At 60.6% G+C, this 22,596-nt stretch carries 20 protein-coding genes; 12 read left to right on the plus strand and 8 right to left on the minus strand.

All coding sequences use genetic code 11. The features are described 5' to 3' along the window. The first annotated feature begins 18 nt into the window (after positions 1–18). From xerD to HXW87_RS09165, 7 genes are all read left to right on the plus strand, one after another. On the plus strand, positions 19–915 hold the full coding sequence (gene xerD, locus HXW87_RS09135) for a site-specific tyrosine recombinase XerD (protein ID WP_239778796.1): 897 nt from the start codon (positions 19–21) through the stop codon (positions 913–915). 236 nt (positions 916–1,151) lie between these two features. Continuing rightward, positions 1,152–1,883: a bifunctional protein-disulfide isomerase/oxidoreductase DsbC gene (dsbC, locus tag HXW87_RS09140; RefSeq protein WP_007967782.1), complete on the plus strand. Its 732-nt coding sequence runs from the start codon at positions 1,152–1,154 to the stop codon at positions 1,881–1,883. A 131-nt stretch (positions 1,884–2,014) separates the two neighbouring features. After that, positions 2,015–3,319, plus strand: a complete 1,305-nt coding sequence (locus HXW87_RS09145; RefSeq protein ID WP_095667423.1) for a homoserine dehydrogenase — start codon at positions 2,015–2,017, stop codon at positions 3,317–3,319. 66 nt (positions 3,320–3,385) lie between these two features. Next, positions 3,386–4,795, plus strand: coding sequence for a threonine synthase (thrC, locus tag HXW87_RS09150; protein ID WP_027610971.1), 1,410 nt, complete (start codon positions 3,386–3,388; stop codon positions 4,793–4,795). A gap of 119 nt (positions 4,796–4,914) precedes the next feature. Then, the gene (locus tag HXW87_RS09155; protein WP_239778797.1) at positions 4,915–6,267 is read left to right on the plus strand and encodes a transporter substrate-binding domain-containing protein; all 1,353 of its coding nucleotides are present in this window, start codon (positions 4,915–4,917) and stop codon (positions 6,265–6,267) included. Positions 6,268–6,394: 127 nt separating this feature from the next. Further along, positions 6,395–6,802, plus strand: a complete 408-nt coding sequence (locus HXW87_RS09160; RefSeq protein ID WP_239778798.1) for a response regulator — start codon at positions 6,395–6,397, stop codon at positions 6,800–6,802. 162 nt (positions 6,803–6,964) lie between these two features. After that, entirely contained in the window at positions 6,965–7,246 is a 282-nt protein-coding gene (locus tag HXW87_RS09165) for a DUF3509 domain-containing protein (protein ID WP_027610974.1), read from the plus strand. Between the two features lie 176 nt (positions 7,247–7,422). Here the strand turns inward: HXW87_RS09165 and HXW87_RS09170 are convergent, their stop codons facing one another. Continuing rightward, positions 7,423–8,382 (minus strand): TIGR02285 family protein, encoded by a 960-nt coding sequence (locus tag HXW87_RS09170; RefSeq protein ID WP_239778799.1) that lies wholly within the window; start codon positions 8,380–8,382, stop codon positions 7,423–7,425. Continuing rightward, positions 8,330–9,529, minus strand: a complete 1,200-nt coding sequence (locus HXW87_RS09175) for a CaiB/BaiF CoA-transferase family protein (protein ID WP_041063181.1) — start codon at positions 9,527–9,529, stop codon at positions 8,330–8,332. Before HXW87_RS09175 ends, HXW87_RS09170 begins: the two co-directional genes overlap by 53 nt. Before the next feature lie 146 nt (positions 9,530–9,675). On the opposite strand from HXW87_RS09175, the gene HXW87_RS09180 reads away from it, so the two are divergent. From HXW87_RS09180 to HXW87_RS09195, 4 genes are all read left to right on the plus strand, one after another. Next, positions 9,676–10,218 carry a YaeQ family protein gene (locus HXW87_RS09180; protein ID WP_041063193.1) on the plus strand — a complete coding sequence of 181 codons (543 nt, stop codon included), beginning with the start codon at positions 9,676–9,678 and terminating at the stop codon, positions 10,216–10,218. Positions 10,219–10,273: 55 nt separating this feature from the next. Then, positions 10,274–11,983, plus strand: coding sequence for a single-stranded-DNA-specific exonuclease RecJ (gene recJ / locus HXW87_RS09185; RefSeq protein ID WP_121183852.1), 1,710 nt, complete (start codon positions 10,274–10,276; stop codon positions 11,981–11,983). Between the two features lie 253 nt (positions 11,984–12,236). Next, the gene (locus HXW87_RS09190; RefSeq protein WP_121183854.1) at positions 12,237–13,343 is read left to right on the plus strand and encodes an NADH:flavin oxidoreductase/NADH oxidase; all 1,107 of its coding nucleotides are present in this window, start codon (positions 12,237–12,239) and stop codon (positions 13,341–13,343) included. An 83-nt stretch (positions 13,344–13,426) separates the two neighbouring features. After that, the gene (locus tag HXW87_RS09195) at positions 13,427–13,960 is read left to right on the plus strand and encodes a GNAT family N-acetyltransferase (RefSeq protein ID WP_182403936.1); all 534 of its coding nucleotides are present in this window, start codon (positions 13,427–13,429) and stop codon (positions 13,958–13,960) included. A gap of 125 nt (positions 13,961–14,085) precedes the next feature. Here the strand turns inward: HXW87_RS09195 and HXW87_RS09200 are convergent, their stop codons facing one another. Continuing rightward, positions 14,086–15,714 (minus strand): glucan biosynthesis protein D, encoded by a 1,629-nt coding sequence (locus tag HXW87_RS09200; protein ID WP_145597587.1) that lies wholly within the window; start codon positions 15,712–15,714, stop codon positions 14,086–14,088. Positions 15,715–16,107: 393 nt separating this feature from the next. On the opposite strand from HXW87_RS09200, the gene HXW87_RS09205 reads away from it, so the two are divergent. Then, positions 16,108–16,293 (plus strand): hypothetical protein, encoded by a 186-nt coding sequence (locus HXW87_RS09205; protein ID WP_041063212.1) that lies wholly within the window; start codon positions 16,108–16,110, stop codon positions 16,291–16,293. A 106-nt stretch (positions 16,294–16,399) separates the two neighbouring features. Here HXW87_RS09205 and HXW87_RS09210 read toward each other — a convergent pair whose 3' ends face one another. The 5 genes from HXW87_RS09210 to HXW87_RS09230 form a co-directional block, all read right to left on the minus strand. Then, positions 16,400–17,884 (minus strand): amino acid permease, encoded by a 1,485-nt coding sequence (locus HXW87_RS09210; RefSeq protein ID WP_239778800.1) that lies wholly within the window; start codon positions 17,882–17,884, stop codon positions 16,400–16,402. A 212-nt stretch (positions 17,885–18,096) separates the two neighbouring features. Further along, entirely contained in the window at positions 18,097–19,521 is a 1,425-nt protein-coding gene (locus HXW87_RS09215; RefSeq protein ID WP_239778801.1) for a gamma-aminobutyraldehyde dehydrogenase, read from the minus strand. Positions 19,522–19,685: 164 nt separating this feature from the next. After that, positions 19,686–20,495: an ABC transporter permease gene (locus HXW87_RS09220; RefSeq protein ID WP_047292776.1), complete on the minus strand. Its 810-nt coding sequence runs from the start codon at positions 20,493–20,495 to the stop codon at positions 19,686–19,688. Then, complete coding sequence (locus tag HXW87_RS09225) at positions 20,485–21,420, minus strand: ABC transporter permease (protein WP_047292778.1); 936 nt, start codon at positions 21,418–21,420, stop codon at positions 20,485–20,487. Before HXW87_RS09225 ends, HXW87_RS09220 begins: the two co-directional genes overlap by 11 nt. A gap of 1 nt (position 21,421) precedes the next feature. Next, positions 21,422–22,459: an ABC transporter ATP-binding protein gene (locus tag HXW87_RS09230; protein ID WP_047292780.1), complete on the minus strand. Its 1,038-nt coding sequence runs from the start codon at positions 22,457–22,459 to the stop codon at positions 21,422–21,424. Positions 22,460–22,596 lie beyond the last annotated feature (137 nt).

The following is a 22,596-nucleotide window of genomic DNA, read 5'->3' on the forward strand; positions in this document are numbered from 1 at the left end:
TGTGTGTCTTGAGCGCCCATGCCTGCCATCGACCACCCGCTGATTGACCAATTCCTCGACGCCCTGTGGCTGGAAAAGGGCCTGTCCGACAATACCCGCGGCGCCTACCGCAGCGATCTGGCGCTGTTCAATGGCTGGCTGCAGGAGAAAAACCTCGAGCTGATCAATGCTGGTCGCGAGTTGATCCTCGATCACCTGTCCTGGCGTCTGGAGCAGAATTACAAACCGCGCTCCACCGCCCGGTTTCTCTCCGGTGTGCGTGGCTTTTATCGCTATCTGCTGAGGGAGAAGCTGATTACGGTCGATCCGACCTTGCGCGTCGACATGCCGCAACTGGGCAGACCACTGCCCAAATCATTGTCGGAAGCGGACGTCGAAGCGCTGCTCAAGGCGCCGGACCTGAGCGAAGCCATCGGTCAGCGTGATCGCGCGATGCTTGAAGTGCTGTACGCCTGCGGGCTGCGCGTGACCGAACTGGTGAGCCTGACGCTGGAGCAGGTCAACTTGCGTCAGGGCGTGCTGCGGGTGATGGGCAAGGGCAGCAAGGAACGCCTGGTGCCGATGGGCGAGGAGGCGATTGTCTGGGTCGAGCGCTACCTGCGTGATGGCCGCAGCGAGCTGCTGGGCGGACGCCCCAGCGATGTGCTGTTCCCCAGCCAGCGCGGCGAACAGATGACGCGCCAGACCTTCTGGCACCGGATCAAGCATTGGGCCAAGGTCGCCGGGATCGGCAAATCACTGTCGCCGCACACCTTGCGCCACGCCTTCGCCACGCACCTGCTCAACCACGGCGCCGACCTGCGGGTGGTGCAGATGCTGCTGGGGCACAGTGATCTGTCGACCACGCAGATTTACACCCATGTCGCCCGGGCTCGTCTGCGAGACCTGCATGCCAAGCACCACCCAAGAGGCTGATTGCCCCCCCCTGTAGGAGCTGCCGAAGGCTGCGATCTTTTGATCTTGCTTGTGATTCCAAAAGCAAAGTCAAAAGATCGCAGCCTTCGGCAGCTCCTACATGTCTTGTGTCAGGCGCATTCGGCCACCGTGGCCTTATGTGTTAGGCTTTGCCGGTTTGCACGATGGACGGTTATGACCCGGTGTTCCGGCACGGGCGTTCTGACCGTTTCATTTGTCCGCCTTCAGGAGTTCTCATGCGTCTGACCCAGATTTTCGCCGCCGCAGCCATTGCGTTGGTCAGCACCTTTGCCGTCGCCGATGACGCGGCCGACAAAGCCATTCGTCAAAGCCTGGAAAAGCTCGAACTCGAGGTTCCGGTAGAAAGCATCAGTGCCAGCCCGTTGCCGGGCATGTATGAAGTCAAGCTCAAGGGCAGCCGCGTGCTATACGCCAGCGCCGACGGCCAGTACATCGTTCAGGGCTACCTGTTCCAGCTCAAGGACGGCAAACCGGTCAACCTGACCGAGAAAACCGAACGCCTGGGCATCTCCAAACTGATCAATGCCATTCCAGTGGCCGAAACCGTGGTGTATCCGGCTGTCGGCGAGACCAAATCGCACATCACCGTGTTCACCGACACCACTTGCCCGTACTGCCACAAGCTGCACGCCGAAGTGCCCGAACTGAACAAGCGCGGCATCGAAGTGCGTTACGTGGCCTTCCCGCGTCAGGGCCTCGGCTCGCCGGGTGACGAGCAACTGCAGGCCGTGTGGTGCTCGACCGACAAGAAAGCCGCCATGGACAAAATGGTCGATGGCAAGGAAATCAAAGCCGCCAAGTGCGCCAACCCGGTTTCCAAACAGTTCGCTTTGGGCCAGTCGATTGGCGTGAACGGTACACCGGCCATCGTTTTGGCCGACGGACAAGTCATTCCGGGCTACCAGCCGGCGCCACAAGTCGCCAAACTGGCGCTGGGCGCCAAGTAATTCGCATCGTCACGGTCCGCCGTTGACGATCATGGTCCGGCAGCAGCATCGCCGGGCCATTAATAGAGAGCCGCGAATGCGCGGTTGTTTTCCGGCCGACCTTGCGTCGGCCGTTTCATGGGGAGTTCACAGTGAATCCGGTCAAAGTAGGCATCTGTGGGTTAGGGACCGTCGGTGGCGGTACCTTCAACGTACTTCAGCGCAACGCCGAGGAAATTGCTCGTCGTGCCGGGCGTGGGATCGAAGTGGCACAAATTGCCATGCGCACGCCAAAGCCTCAGTTCCAGACGACCGGTATTGCGATTACCAACGATGTCTTCGAAGTGGCCACGAACCCTGAGATCGACATCGTCATAGAGCTCATGGGCGGCTACACCGTTGCCCGCGAGCTGGTACTCAAGGCCATCGAGAATGGCAAGCATGTGGTCACCGCGAACAAGGCACTGATTGCCGTTCACGGTAATGAGATTTTCGCCAAGGCACGCGAGAAAGGCGTGATCGTGGCGTTCGAAGCGGCCGTGGCCGGTGGCATTCCGGTGATCAAGGCGATCCGTGAAGGCCTGTCCGCCAACCGCATCAATTGGGTGGCCGGGATCATCAACGGTACCGGTAACTTCATCCTCACTGAAATGCGCGAGAAGGGTCGCACCTTCGAAGACGTGCTGGCCGAAGCGCAAGCGCTGGGCTACGCCGAAGCCGATCCGACCTTCGACGTCGAAGGCATCGACGCGGCGCACAAGCTGACGATTCTGGCGTCGATCGCGTTCGGCATCCCGCTGCAATTCGACAAGGCCTACACCGAAGGCATCACCCGGCTGACCACCGCTGACGTGAACTACGCCGAAGCGCTGGGCTACCGCATCAAGCACCTCGGTGTAGCGCGCAGCACCGCTGCCGGTATCGAGCTGCGCGTGCACCCGACGCTGATCCCGGCCGATCGTCTGATCGCCAACGTCAACGGCGTGATGAACGCCGTGATGGTCAACGGTGACGCTGCCGGTTCGACCCTGTTCTACGGCGCTGGCGCCGGCATGGAGCCAACCGCTTCGTCGGTGATCGCCGACCTGGTGGACGTGGTTCGCGCGATGACCTCCGATCCGGAAAACCGCGTGCCGCACCTGGCCTTCCAGCCGGACTCGCTGTCGGCCCATCCGATCCTGCCGATCGAAGCCTGCGAAAGCGCCTACTACTTGCGCATCCAGGCCAAGGACCATCCGGGCGTTCTGGCTCAGGTGGCAAGCATCCTTTCGGAGCGCGGTATCAACATCGAGTCGATCATGCAGAAGGAAGTCGAAGAGCATGACGGTCTGGTGCCGATGATCCTGCTGACCCACCGCGTGGTCGAGCAGCGCATCAACGATGCGATCGCTGCCCTCGAAGCGCTGGCGGGCGTCAACGGTCCGGTTGTGCGGATCCGCGTCGAGCACCTGAACTAAGTCGCCATCATTGACCGGGTCCGTGCGCGGGTCCGGCATTGCGAACACTCTGCATTGGAGTCAGTCATGCGTTACATCAGTACCCGCGGCCAGGCACCGGCCCTGAATTTCGAAGACGTCCTGCTGGCCGGTCTCGCGACCGACGGCGGTCTGTACGTCCCGGAAAACCTGCCACGTTTCACCCAGGAAGAAATCGCTTCCTGGGCCGGCCTGCCGTATCACGAGCTGGCTTTCCGGGTCATGCGCCCGTTTGTCACCGGCAGCATTCCTGACGCGGATTTCAAAAAGATCCTCGAAGAAACCTACGGCGTGTTCTCGCACAGCGCTGTGGCGCCGCTGCGTCAGCTCAACGGCAATGAATGGGTGCTGGAGCTGTTCCACGGTCCGACCCTGGCGTTCAAGGACTTTGCCCTGCAACTGCTTGGTCGTCTGCTCGATTACGTGCTGGAAAAGCGCGGCGAGCGCGTGGTGATCGTCGGCGCCACCTCCGGTGATACCGGTTCGGCCGCCATCGAAGGCTGCAAGCACTGCGAAAACGTCGACATCTTCATCCTGCACCCGCACAACCGCGTGTCCGAAGTGCAACGTCGGCAGATGACCACCATTGTCGGCGAGAACATCCACAACATCGCCATCGAAGGCAACTTCGATGACTGCCAGGAAATGGTCAAGAACAGCTTCGCCGACCAGAGCTTCCTCAAGGGCACGCGTCTGGTGGCGGTGAACTCGATCAACTGGGCGCGGATCATGGCCCAGATCGTTTACTACTTCCACGCCGCCCTGCAACTGGGCGGTCCGGCGCGTTCGGTGGCGTTTTCGGTGCCAACCGGCAATTTCGGCGACATCTTCGCCGGGTACCTGGCGCGCAACATGGGCCTGCCGATCAACCAGTTGATCGTCGCCACCAATCGCAACGACATCCTGCACCGCTTCATGAGCGGCAATCAGTACGTCAAGGAAACCCTGCACGCCACGCTGTCGCCGTCGATGGACATCATGGTCTCGTCGAACTTCGAACGCCTGCTGTTCGACTTGCACGGTCGCAACGGTGCGGCGATTGCCGGGTTGATGGATTCGTTCAAACAGGGCGGTGGTTTCAGCGTCGAGCAAGAGCGCTGGACCGAAGCCCGCAAGCTGTTCGACTCACTGGCCGTGGACGATGCACAAACCTGCGAAACCATCGCTGAAGTTTACGCACAGTGCGGTGAAGTGCTGGACCCGCATACCGCTATCGGCGTCAAGGCCGCCCGCGAATGCCGTCGCAGCCTGGACATCCCGATGGTGATTCTGGGCACTGCACATCCGGTGAAATTCCCGGATGCCGTGGAGAAAGCCGGTGTAGGAAAAGCTCTCGAACTGCCTGCACATCTTTCTGATTTGTTTGAGCGAAACGAGCGTTGCACCGTTCTGCCGAACGAACTGAAAGCCGTACAGGCCTTTGTCAGCCAGCATGGCAACCGCGGCAAGCCGTTGTAAGCCGAAAAAGCTGTCACATTTTGAAGCCCGTCTCCTGACGGGCTTTTTTGTTTCTGCTGCCACACTGCTCGGGTTACCGCCCATGAAGGACGGGTGAGTCGATCACGAAGGAAGTGGCAATGCTGTTTGAAAGAGGATGGAAACACACCCTGAAGCAGGTTCTTCTGTTGTGCCTGTTGTACGGCTGGCGCATGAGCGCGGCGGCGCATCTGGCGTATGAGGAAGAGAAGTTGAACATCGGCACCGTGGTGCTGGATGAGGAAGAGCAGCAATGGATTCGCGATAATCCGACAGTGATTGTGGCGGCGGAGCAGTACCCGTTGTACCTGTTTCTCGACGAGCACGGTCATTGGAGCGGCCTCAACAACGATGTGCTCAAGCGCATCAGCGCCATGACCGGCTTGCAGTTCATCTACCGGGAATCCTTTTCCACCGCGCAAATGCTTGAGCGCCTGGAAACCGGTGCTGCGGACATCAGCACAACCCTGGCGATGAATGATGAACGCCGATTGAGCCTGGATTTCAGTCATGCCTTTGGCGGTGCCGGTTGGGTATTTGTCGGCCGGGCTGGCGAGCCGCAGGTGCAGTCGCTGGAGCAGTTGGCCAAACGGGTGCTGGTACTGCCGGGTCGGCATGCACTGGAGGGGGTGATCCGGCGCGATTACCCGTCCATCGAGTTACGTTCGGTGAAAACCTATGCCGAGGCGCGGGCGCTGGTCGAAAGCGGTGAGGCCTATGCCACCATCGAAAATGAAATCGGTGCGCAACTCTATCCTTCCGGCCTGCTGAAGGTCGGCGAATTGCTGGAGGGCAAGTGGGAGGCCGATCTTCTGGCTGTGCGCAAGGGGCAGCCGCAATTACTGAGCATACTGAACAAGGCGCTTGAGGCGTTTCCGGCTTCCGAACTCCGGGCCATTCGCCTGAACTGGCTGGGCGGCATCGGGCCGAAACCTGCCGCCGCCGGTTGGCAGCACTGGCTCCGATCAAGCTGCTGGGGGGTGGTTTTGGTGGGGGGCTTTTGCGTGATGTCGCTGTTATGGAATCGGCGAATGGCGGCCGTGATCAAGCGGCATCGAGACGTGCAAAGCGAGCTCGACGATCAATTAGTCTTCCAGCGTGCATTGATTGATGCCATGCCCGATCCGGTGTTCGTCCGTGACCTGGAAGGGCGCCTGATCCTGTGCAACAAAAGTTACGAAGAGGCGTTGTCGCTCCGCTTTGAGCAGGTGCAGGGATGCCGCTTGATCGAGGTCGATGCGCTACCGCGAGCCACTGCCGCCACGCTGCATGATGAGTTCATGATTCAGTTGAGAACGCGCAGGACCCGCTTCAGCAAGCGCCGTTTGCAGTTCAACGATGGCAATCGGGAAATCTATCAGTGGACCGTGCCGTTCTACAGCGCCAAAGGGGAGTTGCGCGGCCTGCTCGGGGGCTGGACAGATATCACCCAGCGTGAGGCTGAGGCGGGATAAGGTCCGCATTGATATTGGGAAATTTCCTATGTCACGCGCCTCTTTTTCCGATGGGGGACTGAAGGAGGCTCGCCTAAAGTGGGCAGCCACTGCGGCGAGTCCGCGATTGCCGTTTCCGAGGTCGCCCATGCGCTCGCTCAAAGTCCTGATTCTCGAACCTGACCCTTATCGAATGATGGCGTTGCACCAGATGCTCAACGCGTTCGGTATCTATGACGTACTCACGGCGTCATCGCTGGCCGCGGCACGCTGCTCGCTGAAACGTCGTACCCGGGTCGACATCGCGATCTGCGATCCGCAGCTGAAAGGCGGGGAAGGCCTGGCGCTGATCCGGCATCTGGCGGCCGAGCGGGAGGCCAGTGCTGTCATTCTGTTGGGGCGAGTAGCGCCAGGCCTGCTGAGCGATCTCGAAAGCCTGCTGCAAACACAGGCGTTGACGCTGCTGGGGCGTCTGCAAACGCCGGTTTCGGCGGTGCTGATGCGCGGGCTGCTGGACCGCTACCTGCAAACGGCAGCCCAGCCGGCCGGTGCCTGAACCGACGGTTATGTTTCTGTCATCTTCACCGTGCATGCTCTGACAGACCGCTAACTGCTTCGACAGCAGCGCGGCATTCAGAACTTTCTTCTCGGGCCGGTGGTCACTTAATGTGAACACGCCCCAGGCACAATGTTTTCGGACTATTGAGTGGAGATCGAGATGGAAAGTATCAGTCTATTGCTCGGTGAGGCTCTGAGCCCGTATCAGGTGACGTTGACTCCGTGTGGCGCCCATGGCGAATGCCTGGTGACGCTGAAGAACAGCAACGGCGCCCTTGTGGTCGAGCGCGAATTCAATCAGGCGCAGTTGAGCGACAAACGTCTGCTGACCGATGTGGTCGATGGTTTGCACCGCGACGTCCTGATTGCCGAAGGGCGGTTGGAGCCCTGTGTCATCGCGGCTTTGCGCAATGCGGCGCTGGATAAGCGTGCGGCACTGTAAAGATGAAATATTTTTTGTGGGAACCTTCCTGCATCCCCGTCAGTCAGACCCCGTAACAGCAGGATCAAGCATTGTGCTCCGGTGCTTGTCGCTTGCTGCTACGGGTCTTTATGTAGACCGCGTTTAACCCCGAGTCGTCTCCCCACTTCTCGGGGTTTCTTTTTGCCCGCAGGTTTTTATTGCGCGGCCTGTTGTTCGAAAAAGATTCGTGCCTGTTGCAGGTAATCCGTGCGCATTTCGGGGTCCAGCCAGTCGGCATACGACTGGTTAAGTTGCTCATGGGGCAGGGTACGCAGCAGTTGGTTGATCTCACTGATCGCCTGACGGCCCTGAGGCGTATCGGAACACCCAACATAGCCGGACAGATATTTGCCGGTGCCACGAATCGGATAGAACACCAGTTGGTCTTCGGCGATTTGCGCCTGATGCGCCTGATAGCGGATCTCCGGCCAGTAACCCAACACCACTTGCAGACGCCCCAGGCGCTGCATCGATAGCAGGCTGCTCAGGGCGTCGTTGCCATAATGCGGCGTCAGCGCACCGTCCGGGGCCTGCTTGAGCAGCGTGTCGAGATACTCGCCGTAACTGCGTTCTGCGACGACGCCGACCTTGATTTCGCCGTTGGCCAGAAATGCCGTCAGATCAACCTCACCGTCGACCAGGTATGGCGCCAGTACCTCGCGATCTTGCTGACGCACCACCAGACCATTACTGACAGCGCGAAACGCCGGAATAGAGAAGGCGATCCATTGCGTGCGCTCCTTGCTCCAGATCAGCGACGGATCGCAAGTGAAGGTCGGCTCGTGCAGCATCTGCATGCCCCGGGCGCGATTGACCCGCATCAGTGTGTGTTCGTATTGCGGCATGCCGGCGATCAGCATCGGCATCAGTTGATCGATCACGCCCTGGCCCTTTTTCGGGCCTTCGAAAATGGTCAGGGGCGGCAGGTCGCGCAACAACCAGATCAGCGTGGGTTTCGCTTGCGCCCAGGCGGGCAGGGCCAGCAGAAACAGCAGGCCGAACAGCCGCCACGTCCACCATGGTTGGGCGCGGTTGGCGGCCGATGTCTGGCGATGTTTCAGCTTAAATGGCTCCGTCTGTGCGCAACCGGGCGATCTGCTGTTCGTCGTAGCCAAGATCGTGCAGCACTTGCGCATTGTGTTCACCGAGTTGTGGCCCGACCCATTCGGAAGTACCCGGCGTCTCGGAGAGTTTCGGCACGATGCCCGGCATCTTGAAAGGCTTGCCGTCCGGCAGTTTCGCCTGCAGGAACATTTCCCGGGCGAGGTACTGCGGGTCGCTGAACATGTCCTCGGCACTGAAGATCCGGCTGGCCGGCACTTCCGCCTGGTTGAGCAGGTCGAGCACGCTTTGCAGCGGTAGCGAATTGACCCAGCGGTCGATCACCCCATACAGCTCGTCACGGCGAGTGTCGCGCCCGTCATTGCTCGCCAGCGTCGGGTCGTTAGCCAGATCCTCGCGGCCGATGATCAGCATGAAACGTTTGAAGATCGCGTCGCCATTCGCACCGATCTGCACATGCTTGCCGTCGGCGCTGGTGTGGATCGATGACGGCGTGATGCCCGGCATGATGTTGCCGGTGCGTTCGCGGATGAAGCCGAACACGTCGAACTCCGGCACCATGCTTTCCATCATGGCGAAAATCGCCTCGTACAACGCGACATCGACGACCTGGCCGAGACCGCCGTTGACCTCGCGGTGACGCAGGGCCATCAGCGCACCGATCACGCCCCATAACGCGGCAATCGAATCACCGATGGAAATGCCGGTGCGCACCGGTGGCCGATCCTCGAAACCGGTGATGTAGCGCAAACCGCCCATGGATTCACCGACCGCGCCGAAACCCGGTTGATCCTTCATCGGCCCGCTCTGGCCGAAGCCCGAGAGACGCACCATCACCAGTTTCGGGTTCAGGGCATGCAGGGTTTCCCAGCTCAGCCCGAGTTTTTCCAGGACGCCGGGGCGAAAGTTCTCGATCAGGATGTCGGCTTCGCCCAGCAGTTTTTTCAGGATCACCAGACCCTCGGGGTGCTTGAGGTTCAGCGTCAGCGACTTTTTGTTGCGCGCCTGAACGAACCACCACAACGAAGTGCCTTCATACAATTTGCGCCATTTGCGCAGCGGATCGCCGCCGTCGGGCGATTCGACCTTGATCACTTCGGCGCCGAACTCGCCGCAAATGCGTGAGGCGAACGGCCCGGCAATCAACGTACCCAATTCAATGACTTTCACACCGCTGAGCGGTTTGTTGGCGAACGGCATACTGAATCCTGTAGGACAAGGCTGAGCAGATACAGCGTTTTAACATAGCCGGCTGTCAGACGCCGCAGCTTGATCGCCATCAATTCGATGATTGCCTACCGCATCGGTTAGACTTGCCGACTTTCCTCGTATCAAGAAGCCCGTTCATGGCCCAGCCGTCTACCACTTACAAATTCGAACTGAACCTCACTGACCTCGACCGTGGTGTCTACGAGAGCGTCAAGCAGACCATCGCCCGTCACCCTTCGGAAACTGAAGAGCGCATGACCGTGCGGCTGCTGGCCTACGCCCTCTGGTACAACGAACTGCTGTCGTTTGGCCGTGGTCTGTCGGATGTGGATGAACCTGCGCTGTGGGAAAAAAGCCTGGACGACCGCGTTCTGCACTGGATCGAAGTCGGCCAGCCGGATGCCGATCGCCTGACCTGGTGCTCGCGTCGCACTGAACGCACCAGCCTGCTGGCCTATGGCAGCCTGCGCGTATGGGAAGGCAAAGTGGTGCCGGTGGCGAAGAACCTGAAAAACGTCAACATCGCCGCCGTGCCGCAAGAGGTGCTGGAAACCCTGGCCAAGGACATGCCGCGTGTCATCAAGTGGGATGTGATGATCAGCGAAGGCACGATCTTCGTCACCGACGACCGTGGTCAGCATGAAGTCCAGCTGGAATGGCTGGCAGGCGAGCGCGGCTGATCCTGCGTCGTCCGCTGATTAATCCCACGTATTCAAGAGAAGTTTCCGTTACCCCATGCGTATTGATCCTCGACCGTTGCCTGCCACGCTACCGTTTCTCGGTGACCTGCCACCTCTGCTGACCCGTTTGTACGCGGCGCGGGGCGTTCAATCCGAGGCAGAGCTGGATAAAAGTCTGGCGCGGCTGATTCCGTTCCAGCAGCTCAAGGGCATCGAGGCGGCGGTGGATCTGCTGGTGACGGCGCTGGAGCAGCGTCAACGGATTCTGATCGTCGGTGACTTCGATGCGGACGGGGCGACGGCCAGTACGGTCGGCGTGCTCGGCTTGCGTCTGCTGGGCGCGGCACATGTCGATTATCTGGTGCCGAACCGCTTCGAATACGGCTATGGCCTGACCCCGGAAATCGTCGAAGTCGCCCTGACCCGTGAGCCGCAATTGTTGATCACTGTCGACAACGGCATCTCCAGCGTCGAAGGCGTGGCTGCTGCCAGGCGCGCGGGACTGAAGGTGTTGATCACCGACCACCACTTGCCCGGCGATGAACTGCCGCTGGCCGATGCACTGGTCAACCCGAATCAGCCAGGCTGCGAGTTTCCGAGCAAGGCGCTGGCCGGGGTCGGGGTGATTTTCTACGTGCTGATGGCCTTGCGCGCGCGCCTGCGCAGCCTCGGCTGGTATGAGAGCAAACCACAGCCGAACATCGGTGAGTTGCTCGATCTGGTGGCGCTGGGCAGCGTCGCCGACGTGGTGCCGCTGGACGCCAACAACCGGATTCTGGTGCATCAGGGCCTTGAACGGATTCGCGCCGGGCGCGCACGGCCGGGGATCAAGGCGATTCTTGAAGTGGCCAAGCGTGACGCGGCGCGGATTACCTCAACCGATCTGGGTTTCATCGTCGGCCCGCGCTTGAATGCAGCGGGGCGCCTGGATGACATGAGCCTCGGGATCGAATGCCTGCTCACCGCCGACGCCAATCTGGCGCGGGAAATGGCCGCGCAACTGGACGGCATGAACCAGGACCGCAAATCCATCGAGCAGGGCATGCAGCGCGAGGCGCTGGCCCAGCTCAAGGATTTGCCAGTGGAATCGATGCCGTTCGGCCTGTGCCTGTTCGATCCCGAATGGCATCAGGGCGTGATCGGCATTCTCGCCTCGCGGATGAAAGAGCGTTATTTCCGTCCGACCATTGCTTTCGCCGATGCTGGCGACGGGCTGCTCAAGGGCTCTGGGCGTTCGGTGCAAGGCTTCCACATTCGTGACGCGCTGAGCGTGGTGGCCGCGCAGCATCCGAACCTGATTGCCAAGTACGGTGGTCACGCGATGGCGGCGGGCCTGACCTTGCCGCAGGAGAATTTTGCGCTGTTCGCCGAGGCTTTCGATGCCGAAGTGCGTCGGCAACTCCGCGAAGAAGACCTGACCGGGCGGATGCTCTCCGACGGCACGCTCGCCGTCGAGGAATTCCACCTCGAACTGGCCCGCGCCCTGCGCCATGCCGGGCCTTGGGGCCAGCATTTCCCGGAGCCGCTGTTCCATGGTGTGTTCCAGTTGGTCGAGCAGCGCGTGGTCGGCGAGCGCCATCTGAAAGTAGTGCTGAAAAGCGAGTGCGGGTCGGTGAAGCTGGATGGCATCGCTTTCGGCATTGACCGCGATGTATGGCCGAACCCGACCATTCAGTGGGTCGAGCTGGCTTACAAGCTCGACGTCAACGAGTTTCGGGGCAACGAGACGGTGCAGTTGATGATTGCCCACATCGAACCACGCTGAAATCAAAAGATCGCAGCCTGCGGCAGCTCCTACAGGGGATCGCATTCCATTGCAGGAGCTGCCGCAGGCTGCGATCTTTTCAGGAACCCCCCGAGAACCCCCGTTGTCGACTAGGCTCTAAGCACTGCTTGATTGGCCTTGTGACGTCTTGTCGAATTTTTTGCCCGCGGGGGCGGGTGCTGCGCCTTTTTTGTCACTCGTCGACTTTTCAAACAGAACCCTGGAGCCTGCCCACTGATTTGAGAGGTGCCCCATGAGTCTGCTGCTCGAACCCTTTACCCTTCGCCAACTGACCCTACCCAACCGCATCGCCGTGTCACCGATGTGCCAGTACTCCAGCGTCGACGGTCTGGCCAACGACTGGCATCTGGTGCACCTGGGCAGCCGCGCGGTGGGCGGTGCCGGACTGATTTTCACCGAGGCCACGGCGGTCACCGCCGACGGGCGAATCACCGCCGAAGACCTCGGTTTGTGGAACGACAAACAGATCGAACCGCTGCAACGCATCACCCGTTTCATCACGGCCCAGGGCGCGGTTGCTGGCATTCAACTGGCCCACGCCGGGCGCAAGGCCAGTACCCATCGGCCATGGATCGGCAAACACGGTAGCGTCAAACCGGAGGATGGCGGCTGGACCCCGGTCGGGCCATCGCCGATAGCCTTCGATCCGCAACACACGCAACCGAAACAGCTCGATGAAGCGCAGATCGCCGACGTCATCCAGGCCTTCGTGGCCGCGGCCAAACGCGCACTGACCGCAGGTTTCAGCGTGGTCGAGGTGCATGCCGCGCACGGTTATCTGCTGCATCAGTTCCTGTCACCGTTGAGCAACCAGCGCCGCGATCAATACGGTGGTTCGTTCGAAAACCGTATTCGGCTGGTCTTGCAAGTCACCGAGGCCGTGCGCGAGGTCTGGCCGCAAGAGTTGCCGGTGTTTGTCCGGGTCTCGGCCACCGATTGGGTCGAAGATGGCTGGAACCCGGATGAAACCGTCGAACTGGCGCGTCGCCTCAAGGCACTGGGCGCGGATCTGATTGATGTCTCGTCTGGTGGTACCGCCGCCAACGCCGAGATTCCGGTAGGGCCGGGGTATCAGACACGCTTCGCCGAACGGGTGCGCAAGGAGTCAGGCATCGCCACCGGCACCGTCGGCATGATTACCGAGCCGGCGCAGGCCGAGCACATTCTGCGCACCTGTCAGGCTGACATCATCTTCCTCGCCCGCGAACTGCTGCGTGACCCTTATTGGCCGCTGCACGCCGACGATGACCTGGGCGGGCGCAAAGCGGTGTGGCCGGCGCAGTATCAGCGCGCAACCCATCGTGATCAGCCGATCCATGAGTCTGACCTGCGCGATTGATTTCAAAACCGCGTAAGGTCTATAAAACCCGCCATTGAACCGGCGGGTTTTTTCTTGCCTGCCATTTGCCAAGGAAGTCGAGCATGTTGATCGAACGAGAACTGAGCGAACACGACTTGCCGTTGCTGGCGCAGATCGACCGCAGTGAGCGGGTTGAGGCGAACTATCGTTTGGAAAACGGTGCGCTGATTCTGTACCCGGTGCATGTCGACATGCGTGGTTGGCCGGAAGGGGAGGCCGAAGAAAACGCGTGGGTGCTGGAAAAGTGTTTGCGGCGCGGAGGTTGGCTGTATGGCGTTTTCGACGGGCAGGCGCTGGTCGCGGCGGTGGTTGTGGATAACCGGGTTATCCACAATCAGGGGCTGAGCATGCGGCAATTGACGTTTCTGCACATCAGCCGCGACTACCGGGGGCAGGGACTGGGGGCGAAACTGTTTGCATTGGCCTGTGAGCAGGGGCGGCGGTTCGGTGCCGAGGCGTTGTATGTCTCAGCGACTGAATCGCGCAACACTGTGGAGTTTTATCAGCGACAGGGTTGCCGGTTGGTTGATCAACCGGATCCGGAGTTATTCGCTCTGGAACCCCGCGACATCCATTTGTATTTGCCGCTGACCTGACGGACGCCATCGCTGGCAAGCCAGCTCCCACAGTGGTCGGTGTCGATCACGAAATTTGTGTACGGCACCGAACTTGTGGGAGCTGGCTTGCCAGCGATGAGGCCCGATCAGACGCTAGACAACCTTCAAGGATATTTGCGCTTGTCCGGCGCCGGCGGGAAGTACTGGTACAACCAGGTCTCGCTCAGCGTGCGGTCATTGGTGCGGATGAACAGGCGCAGTTCCACCGGGTCGACGCTGTCGCTGGTCGGGTACCAGTCGAACAGGATCCGGTAGCCCTTGATGTCATCCAGCACCAGCACGCTGAAGTCCTGCACCTTGCCATTGGAACAGGTGACCACCGGTTCGATCCCGGTACCCTGTGGCAGGCGATCCAGGCCGCCGCCGGTGAAGTCCACGGCAAAGCGCCGTGCCCAGACCGGCGGATAATGCTCGCCCGGTGCCCAGCCTTCGACGAAGCCCCCCATACCCGAGCGAGTCGCATGCACCCGCGCCAGCGGTGTGCCAACCGGCGGCAGAGCGCTCCAGTAGAGCTTGTAGCCGTAATTCAGCGAGTCACCGGCAGCCACCGGCTTCTTCGGGGTCCAGAACGCGACGATGTTATCGAGGGTTTCGCCGGTGGTCGGAATTTCCAGCAGATCGATCGAGCCTTCGCCCCACGCGGTTGTAGGCTCGACCCACAGGCTCGGGCGCTTGCTGTACCAGTCGACAGTGTCCTGATAGTTGGCGAATTCGTGGTCGGTCTGTACCAGACCGAAGCCTTTCGGATCGGTGTCGGCAAACGCGTTGAACTGCAGGGTCGCCGGGTTGTTCAGCGGACGGCAAATCCACTCGCCATTGCCACGCCACATCGCCAGGCGATCGGAGTCATGGATCTGCGGGTGAATGGTGTCGCACATGCGGCGTTCGTGGGTGCCGCAACTGAACATGCTGGTCATCGGGGCAATGCCCAGCTGTTCGATGGCGGTTCGCGCGTTGATGTGGGCGTCGATCTCCATCACCACGCGCTCGGCCTGGCAATCGATGTCGAAGCGATAGGCGCCAGTCGCACTCGGCGAGTCGAGCAACGCATAGACCACAAAACGCGTGGCGTTCTGCTCCGGTGTCTCGAACCAGAACTTGGTGAAGTCAGGAAACTCTTCGCGCTTCTTGGCGTAGGTGTCGATGGCCAGACCCCGGGCGGAGAGGCCATATTGGCCAGTGGCGTCCACCGCGCGGAAATAGCTGGCGCCGAGGAACGACACCACGTCGTGACGATCCAGCTCCGGCGCCTTGAACAGCTTGAAGCCGGCAAAGCCCAGGTCGCCCTTGAGCTGCTGGGTATCGACCGAGGTGTTCTCGTAGTTGAACAACGTCGGGCGGAAATGCACTTCGCGCGCGGTGCGGGTCTTTGGATCGACGCTGTACATGCGCACCGGCTGGCGGAAACCCATGCCGACGTGGAAGAACTGCACGTCCAGCTGACCCTTGTTCTCTTTCCACAGCGAATGATCGCCGTCGTAGCGGATCGCGTTGAAATTCTGCGGGGTCATGGTCGCCAGGGTCGGCGGCAGCACCTGTTTAGTGTCCTGATAGGCCGAACCGGCCAGTTGCTTGGCCTGACGCTTGAGCGCTTCGAAGTCGAAGGCCTGCGCTTCGCCATCAGCGGCGCCACCATTGGCGGCCCAGGCACGGGCGGCCAGCAGGCCGGAAGCCGAGAGACCGGTGTAAGCCGCAATGGCCATCGACGCTTTGAGCAAGTTCCTGCGGTGCATAAATACAACCTGTCGTGAGCAATCCCGCGCCTTTCCTGGCACGTGCTGGATCAGAAATTACGGTTCGGACAAGCCTTCGGCCAAACGCAACGGACTATAAACAGATGCCGGCTAGCTTAAACGGTTCGCTCGCCGAGCAAAATTCGTTGATACACGATGAGAGAGTGTCAATGAAACAAGACGTGTCGGTTAAATGTCTGACGGCTCTTTCTGATTTACAGGGCATATCTGCTTTTTTCGACTAATTACTCTAAAAACCGCTTTTCAGCGCTGATTAAATTTCTATTCTATGGGCATGGCCGGTGCGACCGGCAGGGCACAGGCGCTGCTGTAAGGGACAGGGCGATGTGGTGATCAAGCAATTCTTCGACGTATCAGAGAAGGACATCGTCCATGGCAAAAATACAAGGCATCGCCGAAATGCTCGGCATCTTTCCCTGCCTGAGCAGCGGACGCAGAAGGCGTCGATTGAGTTCTGAAGAGCTGAAGCTGGTGGAGCGTTATCGCGAGTTGTCGGAGAGTGACCGGATTGCGATGCGCTATCTGGTGGATGCGATGCGCAGCGTTTCGCGGTTTTGAGTGTGTCTAGCCCTGAAACAGGCTTACACCTGTTTCAGGGCTAGACAATTGATGACGGCGCTTCGAGGAGGCCCCGGAATCAAAATTCGATTCCGGGGAACTCGTCTTAGCGACTCACCTTCCACGCATCCCCAGCCGGCGCCTTCCCATGGTCATACGGCTTGCCAATCCACATATAAATCAACCCCAGTCCAATCACGATCGCCGTGCTCAACACCATCGCATAGTTCACGTACCACGCCGCATCCGGCGTGCGTGGCCAGGCCATGTTGATGATTGCGCCGACGCCGTACACCAGCGCGCCGATGTTTACCGGCCAGCCCCACGCGCCGAGGGTGAATTTGCCGCTCGGTTTCCAGCCTTTCATCCGCGCATACAAAGCGGCCAGCACGATCATCTGGAACGCGAGGTAGATGCCGATGGCGGCGAAGCTGACGATCGTGGCCACAGCGTCCTGCAGGAAGAAGCCGAGGGCGATGATCAGGGCGGGCAGGACGCCGGAAACGAACAGCGCGGCAACCGGCACCTGAGTGGTAGGAGAAATCTTTTTCAGCAGTCGGCTGCCGATCACCATTTCATCGCGAGCGTAGGAGTACAGCAGACGACTGGCTGCTGCCTGCAGGCTGATGACGCAGGAGATGAAGGAAATCATCACCACGCCCATCACCACTTTCGAGCCGATCGGGCCGAAGGCGTTGTTGAGGATGGTGGTGACCGGGTCCTTGTCGGTGCCGTTGATCACCGCTTGCATGTCCGGCACGGCGAGGATCAGCGCCAGGCAGGCGAACATCGCCGCGATGCCGCCGATGTAGATGGTCATGCGCATGGCCACCGGAATTTTTGCGCTGGGGTTCGGGGTTTCCTCGGCGACGTCGCCGCAGGCTTCGAAACCGTAATAGAGGAACATCCCTGCCAGCGAAGCGGTGAGGAACGCCGGCAGGTACGAGCCGTCAACGCTGATGTCGAAGGTGTTGAACAGCACGCTCAGCGGCTGATGTCGTTCGAAAACCAGCAGGTAGACGCCGACGATCACCGCGCCGACCAGTTCGCAGAGGAAGCCGAACATGGCGATCCGCGCCAGCACTTGGGTGCCGCTCAGATTGACCAGCGTGGCGAACAGTGTCAGCACCAGCGCGATAACGATATTGGTGTTGTTGCTCGGCTCAAACCCGAGCATCGCCGCCAGATACGGGCCGGCACCGACAGCCACTGCCGCAATGGTCACGCACAGGGCGATGGAGTAGATCCAGCCGACCATCCATGCCCATTTCTTGCCGACCAGACGCCGCGCCCAAGGATAGACGCCGCCGGAAATCGGGAACTGCGACACCACTTCGCCGAAGATCAGGCACACCAGCAGTTGGCCGCAACCGACCAGCAAGTAAGCCCAGAACATCGGTGGTCCGCCAGCGGCGAGGCACAGGCCGAACAGGGTATAAACCCCTACGACCGGCGACAGATAAGTGAAGCCCAGCGCGAAGTTTTCCCACAGGCTCATGCTGCGGTTGAAGTTGGAGGTGTAGCCCAGTTTGCGCAGTTGTTCGGCATCGCTGTCGGCAACGGCGGCCGAGAATTCGGGTGAGGCACTCATGTGTGTTTGCTCCGTGAAATCGGCAGATTTCGGATGGCCGAGGCCGTGGCGGTGCTTTGCGGCGCCGCCCGGTTCGGTAGTTATTGTTTTGGTGTCCTGGTGGTGCGTAATGCCGGTTTCCTTCCTGAAACCGGGGTGACGCCTTCGCTGGCAAGCCAGCTCCCACAAGAGCTGCATTGAACCTTGTGGGAGCTGGCTTGCCAGCGATGCTTTTAGTGCTTGAACATCACATGCCGGACCGTGGTGTAGTCCTCCAGCCCATACATGGACATGTCCTTGCCATAACCGGACAATTTCTGACCGCCATGGGGCATTTCGCTGACGAGCATGAAGTGCGTGTTGACCCAGGTGCAGCCGTACTGCAACCGCGCGGACAAGCGATGCGCGCGTCCGACGTCCGCCGTCCACACCGAGGAGGCGAGGCCGTAGTCCGAATCGTTGGCCCACTCCAGCGCCTGCGCTTCATCGGTGAACTTGGTTACCGACACCACCGGCCCGAATACTTCACGGCGCACGATTTCGTCATCCTGCTGCGCGTCGGCCAGCACCGTCGGTTCGAAGAAGAAGCCGTTGCCTTCCACAGCCTTGCCGCCGGTGATCAAGCGAATGTGCGGCTGCGCCACGGCACGTTCGACAAAACCAGCGACGCGGTCGCGATGTTGCGCAGTGATCAACGGCCCAAGCTCAGTCGATGGATCTTCCTGCAAGCCATACTTGATGCTGCTGACCGCCGCGCCGAGCTTCTCGACGAATTTTTCGTAAATGCCCTGCTGCGCATAGATCCGGCACGCGGCGGTGCAGTCCTGCCCGGCGTTGTAGAAACCGAAGGTGCGAATACCTTCCACCGCAGCATCGATATCGGCGTCGTCGAAGATGATCACCGGCGCCTTGCCGCCCAGTTCCATGTGCAGGCGTTTGACGCTGTCGGCGGTGCTGGAAATGATGTTCGAGCCTGTGGCAATCGAGCCGGTCAGAGAAACCATGCGCACTTTCGGATGCGTGACCAACGGGCTGCCGACGGTAGGCCCACGCCCGAACACCAGATTGAGTACACCGGCCGGGAAGATGTCCGACGCCAGTTCGGCCAGACGCAACGCGGTCAGCGGGGTTTGTTCCGACGGCTTGAGCACCACGGTATTACCGGCAGCGAGGGCCGGGGCGATTTTCCAGGCGACCATCATCAGCGGGTAGTTCCACGGCGCAATCGAGGCGATCACGCCCACCGGGTCGCGGCGAATCATTGAGGTGTGGCCGGGCAGGTATTCACCACCGGCCGAACCGCTCATGCAACGGCTGGCGCCGGCGAAGAAACGGAACACGTCGGCAATCGCCGGAATCTCGTCATTCAGCGCGGCGCTGTAGGGTTTGCCGCAGTTGTCCGATTCCAGTTTGGCCAGTTCTTCGCCGTGGGCTTCGATGGCGTCGGCGAGTTTGAGCAGCAGCAGCGAACGGTCTTTCGGTGTGGTTTGCGACCACTCGGCGAATGCGTTATCGGCGGCGCGCACGGCGGCATCGACCTGGGCCTCGGAGGCTTCATTGATTTCCACCAGTACGCTGCCGAGCGCCGGGTTGAGCACCGGTTGCGCCGGGCCTTCGCCGTTGACCAGGTGGCCGTTGATCAAGAGTCTGGTTTGCATTTCATTGTCCTCGCTAACACTTTTATTGTTCTGTCCGAATCGAGATCCCTGTGGGAGCGAGCTTGCTCGCGAAAGCGGTGCGCCAGTCGACATCAATGTTGGATGTCATGGCCTCTTCGCGAGCAAGCTCGCTCCCACAGGGGGAAAGTGGTGTCTGTCATGAATTATTTGCCACCGCTACCGGCGACACTCTCGCCACCCCGGGTCAGGTAATACGCTCCTAGGATCGGCAGCATGGTCACCATCATCACCAGCATCGCGACGACATTGGTCACCGGCACGTCTCGAGGACGGCTGAGTTGATTGAGCAACCACAGCGGCAATGTGCGCTCATGCCCGGCGGTAAACGTGGTGACGATGATTTCGTCGAACGACAGCGCAAAGGCGAGCATGCCGCCGGCCAACAGCGCCGAGCCGAGGTTCGGCAGGATGATGTAGCGGAAGGTCTGCCAGCCATCGGCACCCAGATCCATCGAGGCCTCGATCAAGCTGTGCGAAGTACGCCGCAGGCGGGCGATGACGTTGTTGTAGACGATCACCACGCAGAACGTCGCGTGACCAACAATGATGGTGAACATCCCCGGCTCGATCCCCAGCGTTTTGAACGTCGCCAGCAGCGCGATCCCGGTGATGATCCCCGGCAGCGCAATCGGCAAGATCAGCATCAGCGAAATGCCCTGCTTGCCGAAGAAGTCCCGGCGATACAACGCAGCTGAAGCCAATGTGCCGAGCACCATCGCGATCAAGGTGGCGATAGCGGCAATCTGCAACGAGAGCTTGATCGCCTCCAGCACATCCGGGCGCGAAAACGCCACGCTGAACCAGTGCAGGGTGAAGCCCTTTGGCGGAAAGCTGAACGCCGCTTCCTCGGTGTTGAAGGCGTAAAGGAAGATGATCAGGATCGGGAAGTGCAGAAACACCAACCCGCCCCAGGCTGCGATGCGCAGACCGATAGAGGCTTTTTCAGAGTGCATCGAAGGCCCCCAGTCGTTTGACGATGGACAGGTAAATGGCGATCAACACAATCGGCACCAGCGTGAACGCCGCCGCCATCGGCATGTTGCCGATCGCGCCTTGCTGGGCGTAGACCATGCTGCCGACGAAGTAGCCCGGCGGGCCGACCAGTTGCGGCACGATGAAGTCGCCCAGGGTCAGCGAAAACGTGAAGATCGAGCCGGCAGCAATACCCGGCACCGACAGCGGCAGAATCACCTGCATGAAGGTCTGGCGCGGCTTGGCCCCGAGGTCGGCGGAGGCCTGCAGCAGCGACGGCGGCAGACGCTCCAGCGAGGCCTGAATCGGCAGGATCATGAACGGCAACCAGATATAGACAAAGACCATGAAGCGTCCCAGATGCGAGGTCGACAAGGTGCTGCCGCCGACCCCGGGAATGCCGAGGATGAACTGCAACACCGGCTCCAGCCCCAGATGCTGCACGAACCACTGCGCCACGCCGCCCTTGGCCAGCAGCAACGTCCACGCATAGGCCTTGACGATGTAACTGGCCCACATCGGCAGCATCACCGCGATGTAGAAAAACGCCTTGGTCTTGCCCGTGGTGTAGCGGGCCATGTAATAGGCAATCGGGAACGCGACGATGGCGCTGGCGATCGACACCACGATGGCCATGCTCAGCGTGCGCAGGATGATGTCGAAGTTCGACGGCTGGAACAGCGCGGCAAAATTGGCCAGGGTCAGGTCAGGGGTGACCGCCATGGTGAAGTCGTCGAAGGTGTAGAAACCCTGCCACAACAGCACCAGCAGCGAGCCGAGGTAGATCGCGCCAAACCACAGCAATGGTGGTACCAGCAGCAGCGACAGATACAGATTCGGCTTGCGATAGAGCAGGTTGGAAAATCGCCGCAAGGGCGGTGCTTGAGTCATTGCGAGCGTGCTCATCTCACACCCCGCTCGAGACAGTGTCGTGCAGCGCAATCATGGCTTCCCGCGCCCAGCGTGCACGCAGACGCTGGCCGGTCTGGTGCTGCGCGCTGCTGTCGATCCACTGATTGTTGGCGTGGCTGATGCTCAGGGTCTGGCCGTTTTCCAGGGTCAGTTCATAGCGCGTCGCGCTGCCCTGATACTGGATGTCATGCAGCACGCCACTGACTTCGATTTCGTGGCTGGCCAGCGGGCCGTCGGCGAAGCGCACGTGCTCGGGGCGAATCGAAAACGGCTGCGGATGACCGCTGAGCTGGCGCGCCAGGTCGCCGCGAATCACATTGGAAGTGCCGACGAATTCGGCGACGAAGGTGGTGGTCGGTTTCATGTACAAATTGCGCGGGGTGTCGACCTGTTCGATGCGGCCCTTGTTGAACACCGCCACGCGATCGGACATCGACAGCGCCTCGGTCTGGTCGTGAGTGACGAAGATGAAAGTGATGCCGAGCTGGCGTTGCAGCTTCTTCAGTTCGCTCTGCATTTGCTCGCGCAGTTTCAGGTCGAGGGCGCCGAGCGGCTCGTCGAGCAGCAGCACGCGCGGGCGATTGACCAAGGCGCGGGCGAGGGCGACACGCTGGCGCTGACCGCCGGACAACTGCACCGGTTTGCGTGCGCCGTAGCCGCCGAGGGCGACCATGGCCAACGCCTCTTCGGCGCGCTTGTGGCGCTCGGTTTTACTCACGCCTTTGACCTTCAAGCCGTAGGCGACGTTGTCCAGCACGTTCATGTGCGGGAACAGCGCGTAGTCCTGGAAGACAGTGTTTACATCACGTTGATACGGTGGCAGACCGGCCGCTTCAGCGCCGTGAATGCGGATCGAGCCGGCGCTCGGTTGTTCGAACCCGGCGATCAGGCGCAGGCAGGTGGTTTTGCCCGAGCCGGATGGGCCGAGCATGGAAAAGAACTCGCCGTCCTGGATATCGATGGAAACCCGGTCAACGGCCTTCACCTCGCCGAACTGCCGGGAAACGTTGGTGAACTGGACTGCAAGCGTCATGGTGCGGTGCTCCAAAAAGGCGCGGGCTGTCGCAGCGGCCCTACCTGGACTTCTGAAAAAGCTGAATCTTGTTTCTTTTGTGGCGAGGGAGCTTGCTCCCGCTGGAGTGCGCAGCACTCCCAAATTGGCCACATGCG

The organism is Pseudomonas sp. Y5-11 (genome assembly GCF_022368695.1).
GTDB lineage: Bacteria > Pseudomonadota > Gammaproteobacteria > Pseudomonadales > Pseudomonadaceae > Aquipseudomonas > Aquipseudomonas parakoreensis.

Bases quoted from the DNA above. Each gene is read 5' to 3' on its own strand.
- xerD (WP_239778796.1), top strand. From the start codon at position 19: ATGCCTGCCATCGACCACCCGCTGATTGACCAATTCCTCGACGCCCTG.
- dsbC (WP_007967782.1), top strand. From the start codon at position 1,152: ATGCGTCTGACCCAGATTTTCGCCGCCGCAGCCATTGCGTTGGTCAGC.
- thrC (WP_027610971.1), top strand. From the start codon at position 3,386: ATGCGTTACATCAGTACCCGCGGCCAGGCACCGGCCCTGAATTTCGAA.
- HXW87_RS09155 (WP_239778797.1), top strand. From the start codon at position 4,915: ATGCTGTTTGAAAGAGGATGGAAACACACCCTGAAGCAGGTTCTTCTG.
- HXW87_RS09160 (WP_239778798.1), top strand. From the start codon at position 6,395: ATGCGCTCGCTCAAAGTCCTGATTCTCGAACCTGACCCTTATCGAATG.
- HXW87_RS09165 (WP_027610974.1), top strand. From the start codon at position 6,965: ATGGAAAGTATCAGTCTATTGCTCGGTGAGGCTCTGAGCCCGTATCAG.
- HXW87_RS09175 (WP_041063181.1), bottom strand. From the start codon at position 9,529: ATGCCGTTCGCCAACAAACCGCTCAGCGGTGTGAAAGTCATTGAATTG.
- HXW87_RS09180 (WP_041063193.1), top strand. From the start codon at position 9,676: ATGGCCCAGCCGTCTACCACTTACAAATTCGAACTGAACCTCACTGAC.
- recJ (WP_121183852.1), top strand. From the start codon at position 10,274: ATGCGTATTGATCCTCGACCGTTGCCTGCCACGCTACCGTTTCTCGGT.
- HXW87_RS09190 (WP_121183854.1), top strand. From the start codon at position 12,237: ATGAGTCTGCTGCTCGAACCCTTTACCCTTCGCCAACTGACCCTACCC.
- HXW87_RS09195 (WP_182403936.1), top strand. From the start codon at position 13,427: ATGTTGATCGAACGAGAACTGAGCGAACACGACTTGCCGTTGCTGGCG.
- HXW87_RS09200 (WP_145597587.1), bottom strand. From the start codon at position 15,714: ATGCACCGCAGGAACTTGCTCAAAGCGTCGATGGCCATTGCGGCTTAC.
- HXW87_RS09205 (WP_041063212.1), top strand. From the start codon at position 16,108: ATGGCAAAAATACAAGGCATCGCCGAAATGCTCGGCATCTTTCCCTGC.
- HXW87_RS09210 (WP_239778800.1), bottom strand. From the start codon at position 17,884: ATGAGTGCCTCACCCGAATTCTCGGCCGCCGTTGCCGACAGCGATGCC.
- HXW87_RS09215 (WP_239778801.1), bottom strand. From the start codon at position 19,521: ATGCAAACCAGACTCTTGATCAACGGCCACCTGGTCAACGGCGAAGGC.
- HXW87_RS09220 (WP_047292776.1), bottom strand. From the start codon at position 20,495: ATGCACTCTGAAAAAGCCTCTATCGGTCTGCGCATCGCAGCCTGGGGC.
- HXW87_RS09225 (WP_047292778.1), bottom strand. From the start codon at position 21,420: ATGAGCACGCTCGCAATGACTCAAGCACCGCCCTTGCGGCGATTTTCC.
- HXW87_RS09230 (WP_047292780.1), bottom strand. From the start codon at position 22,459: ATGACGCTTGCAGTCCAGTTCACCAACGTTTCCCGGCAGTTCGGCGAG.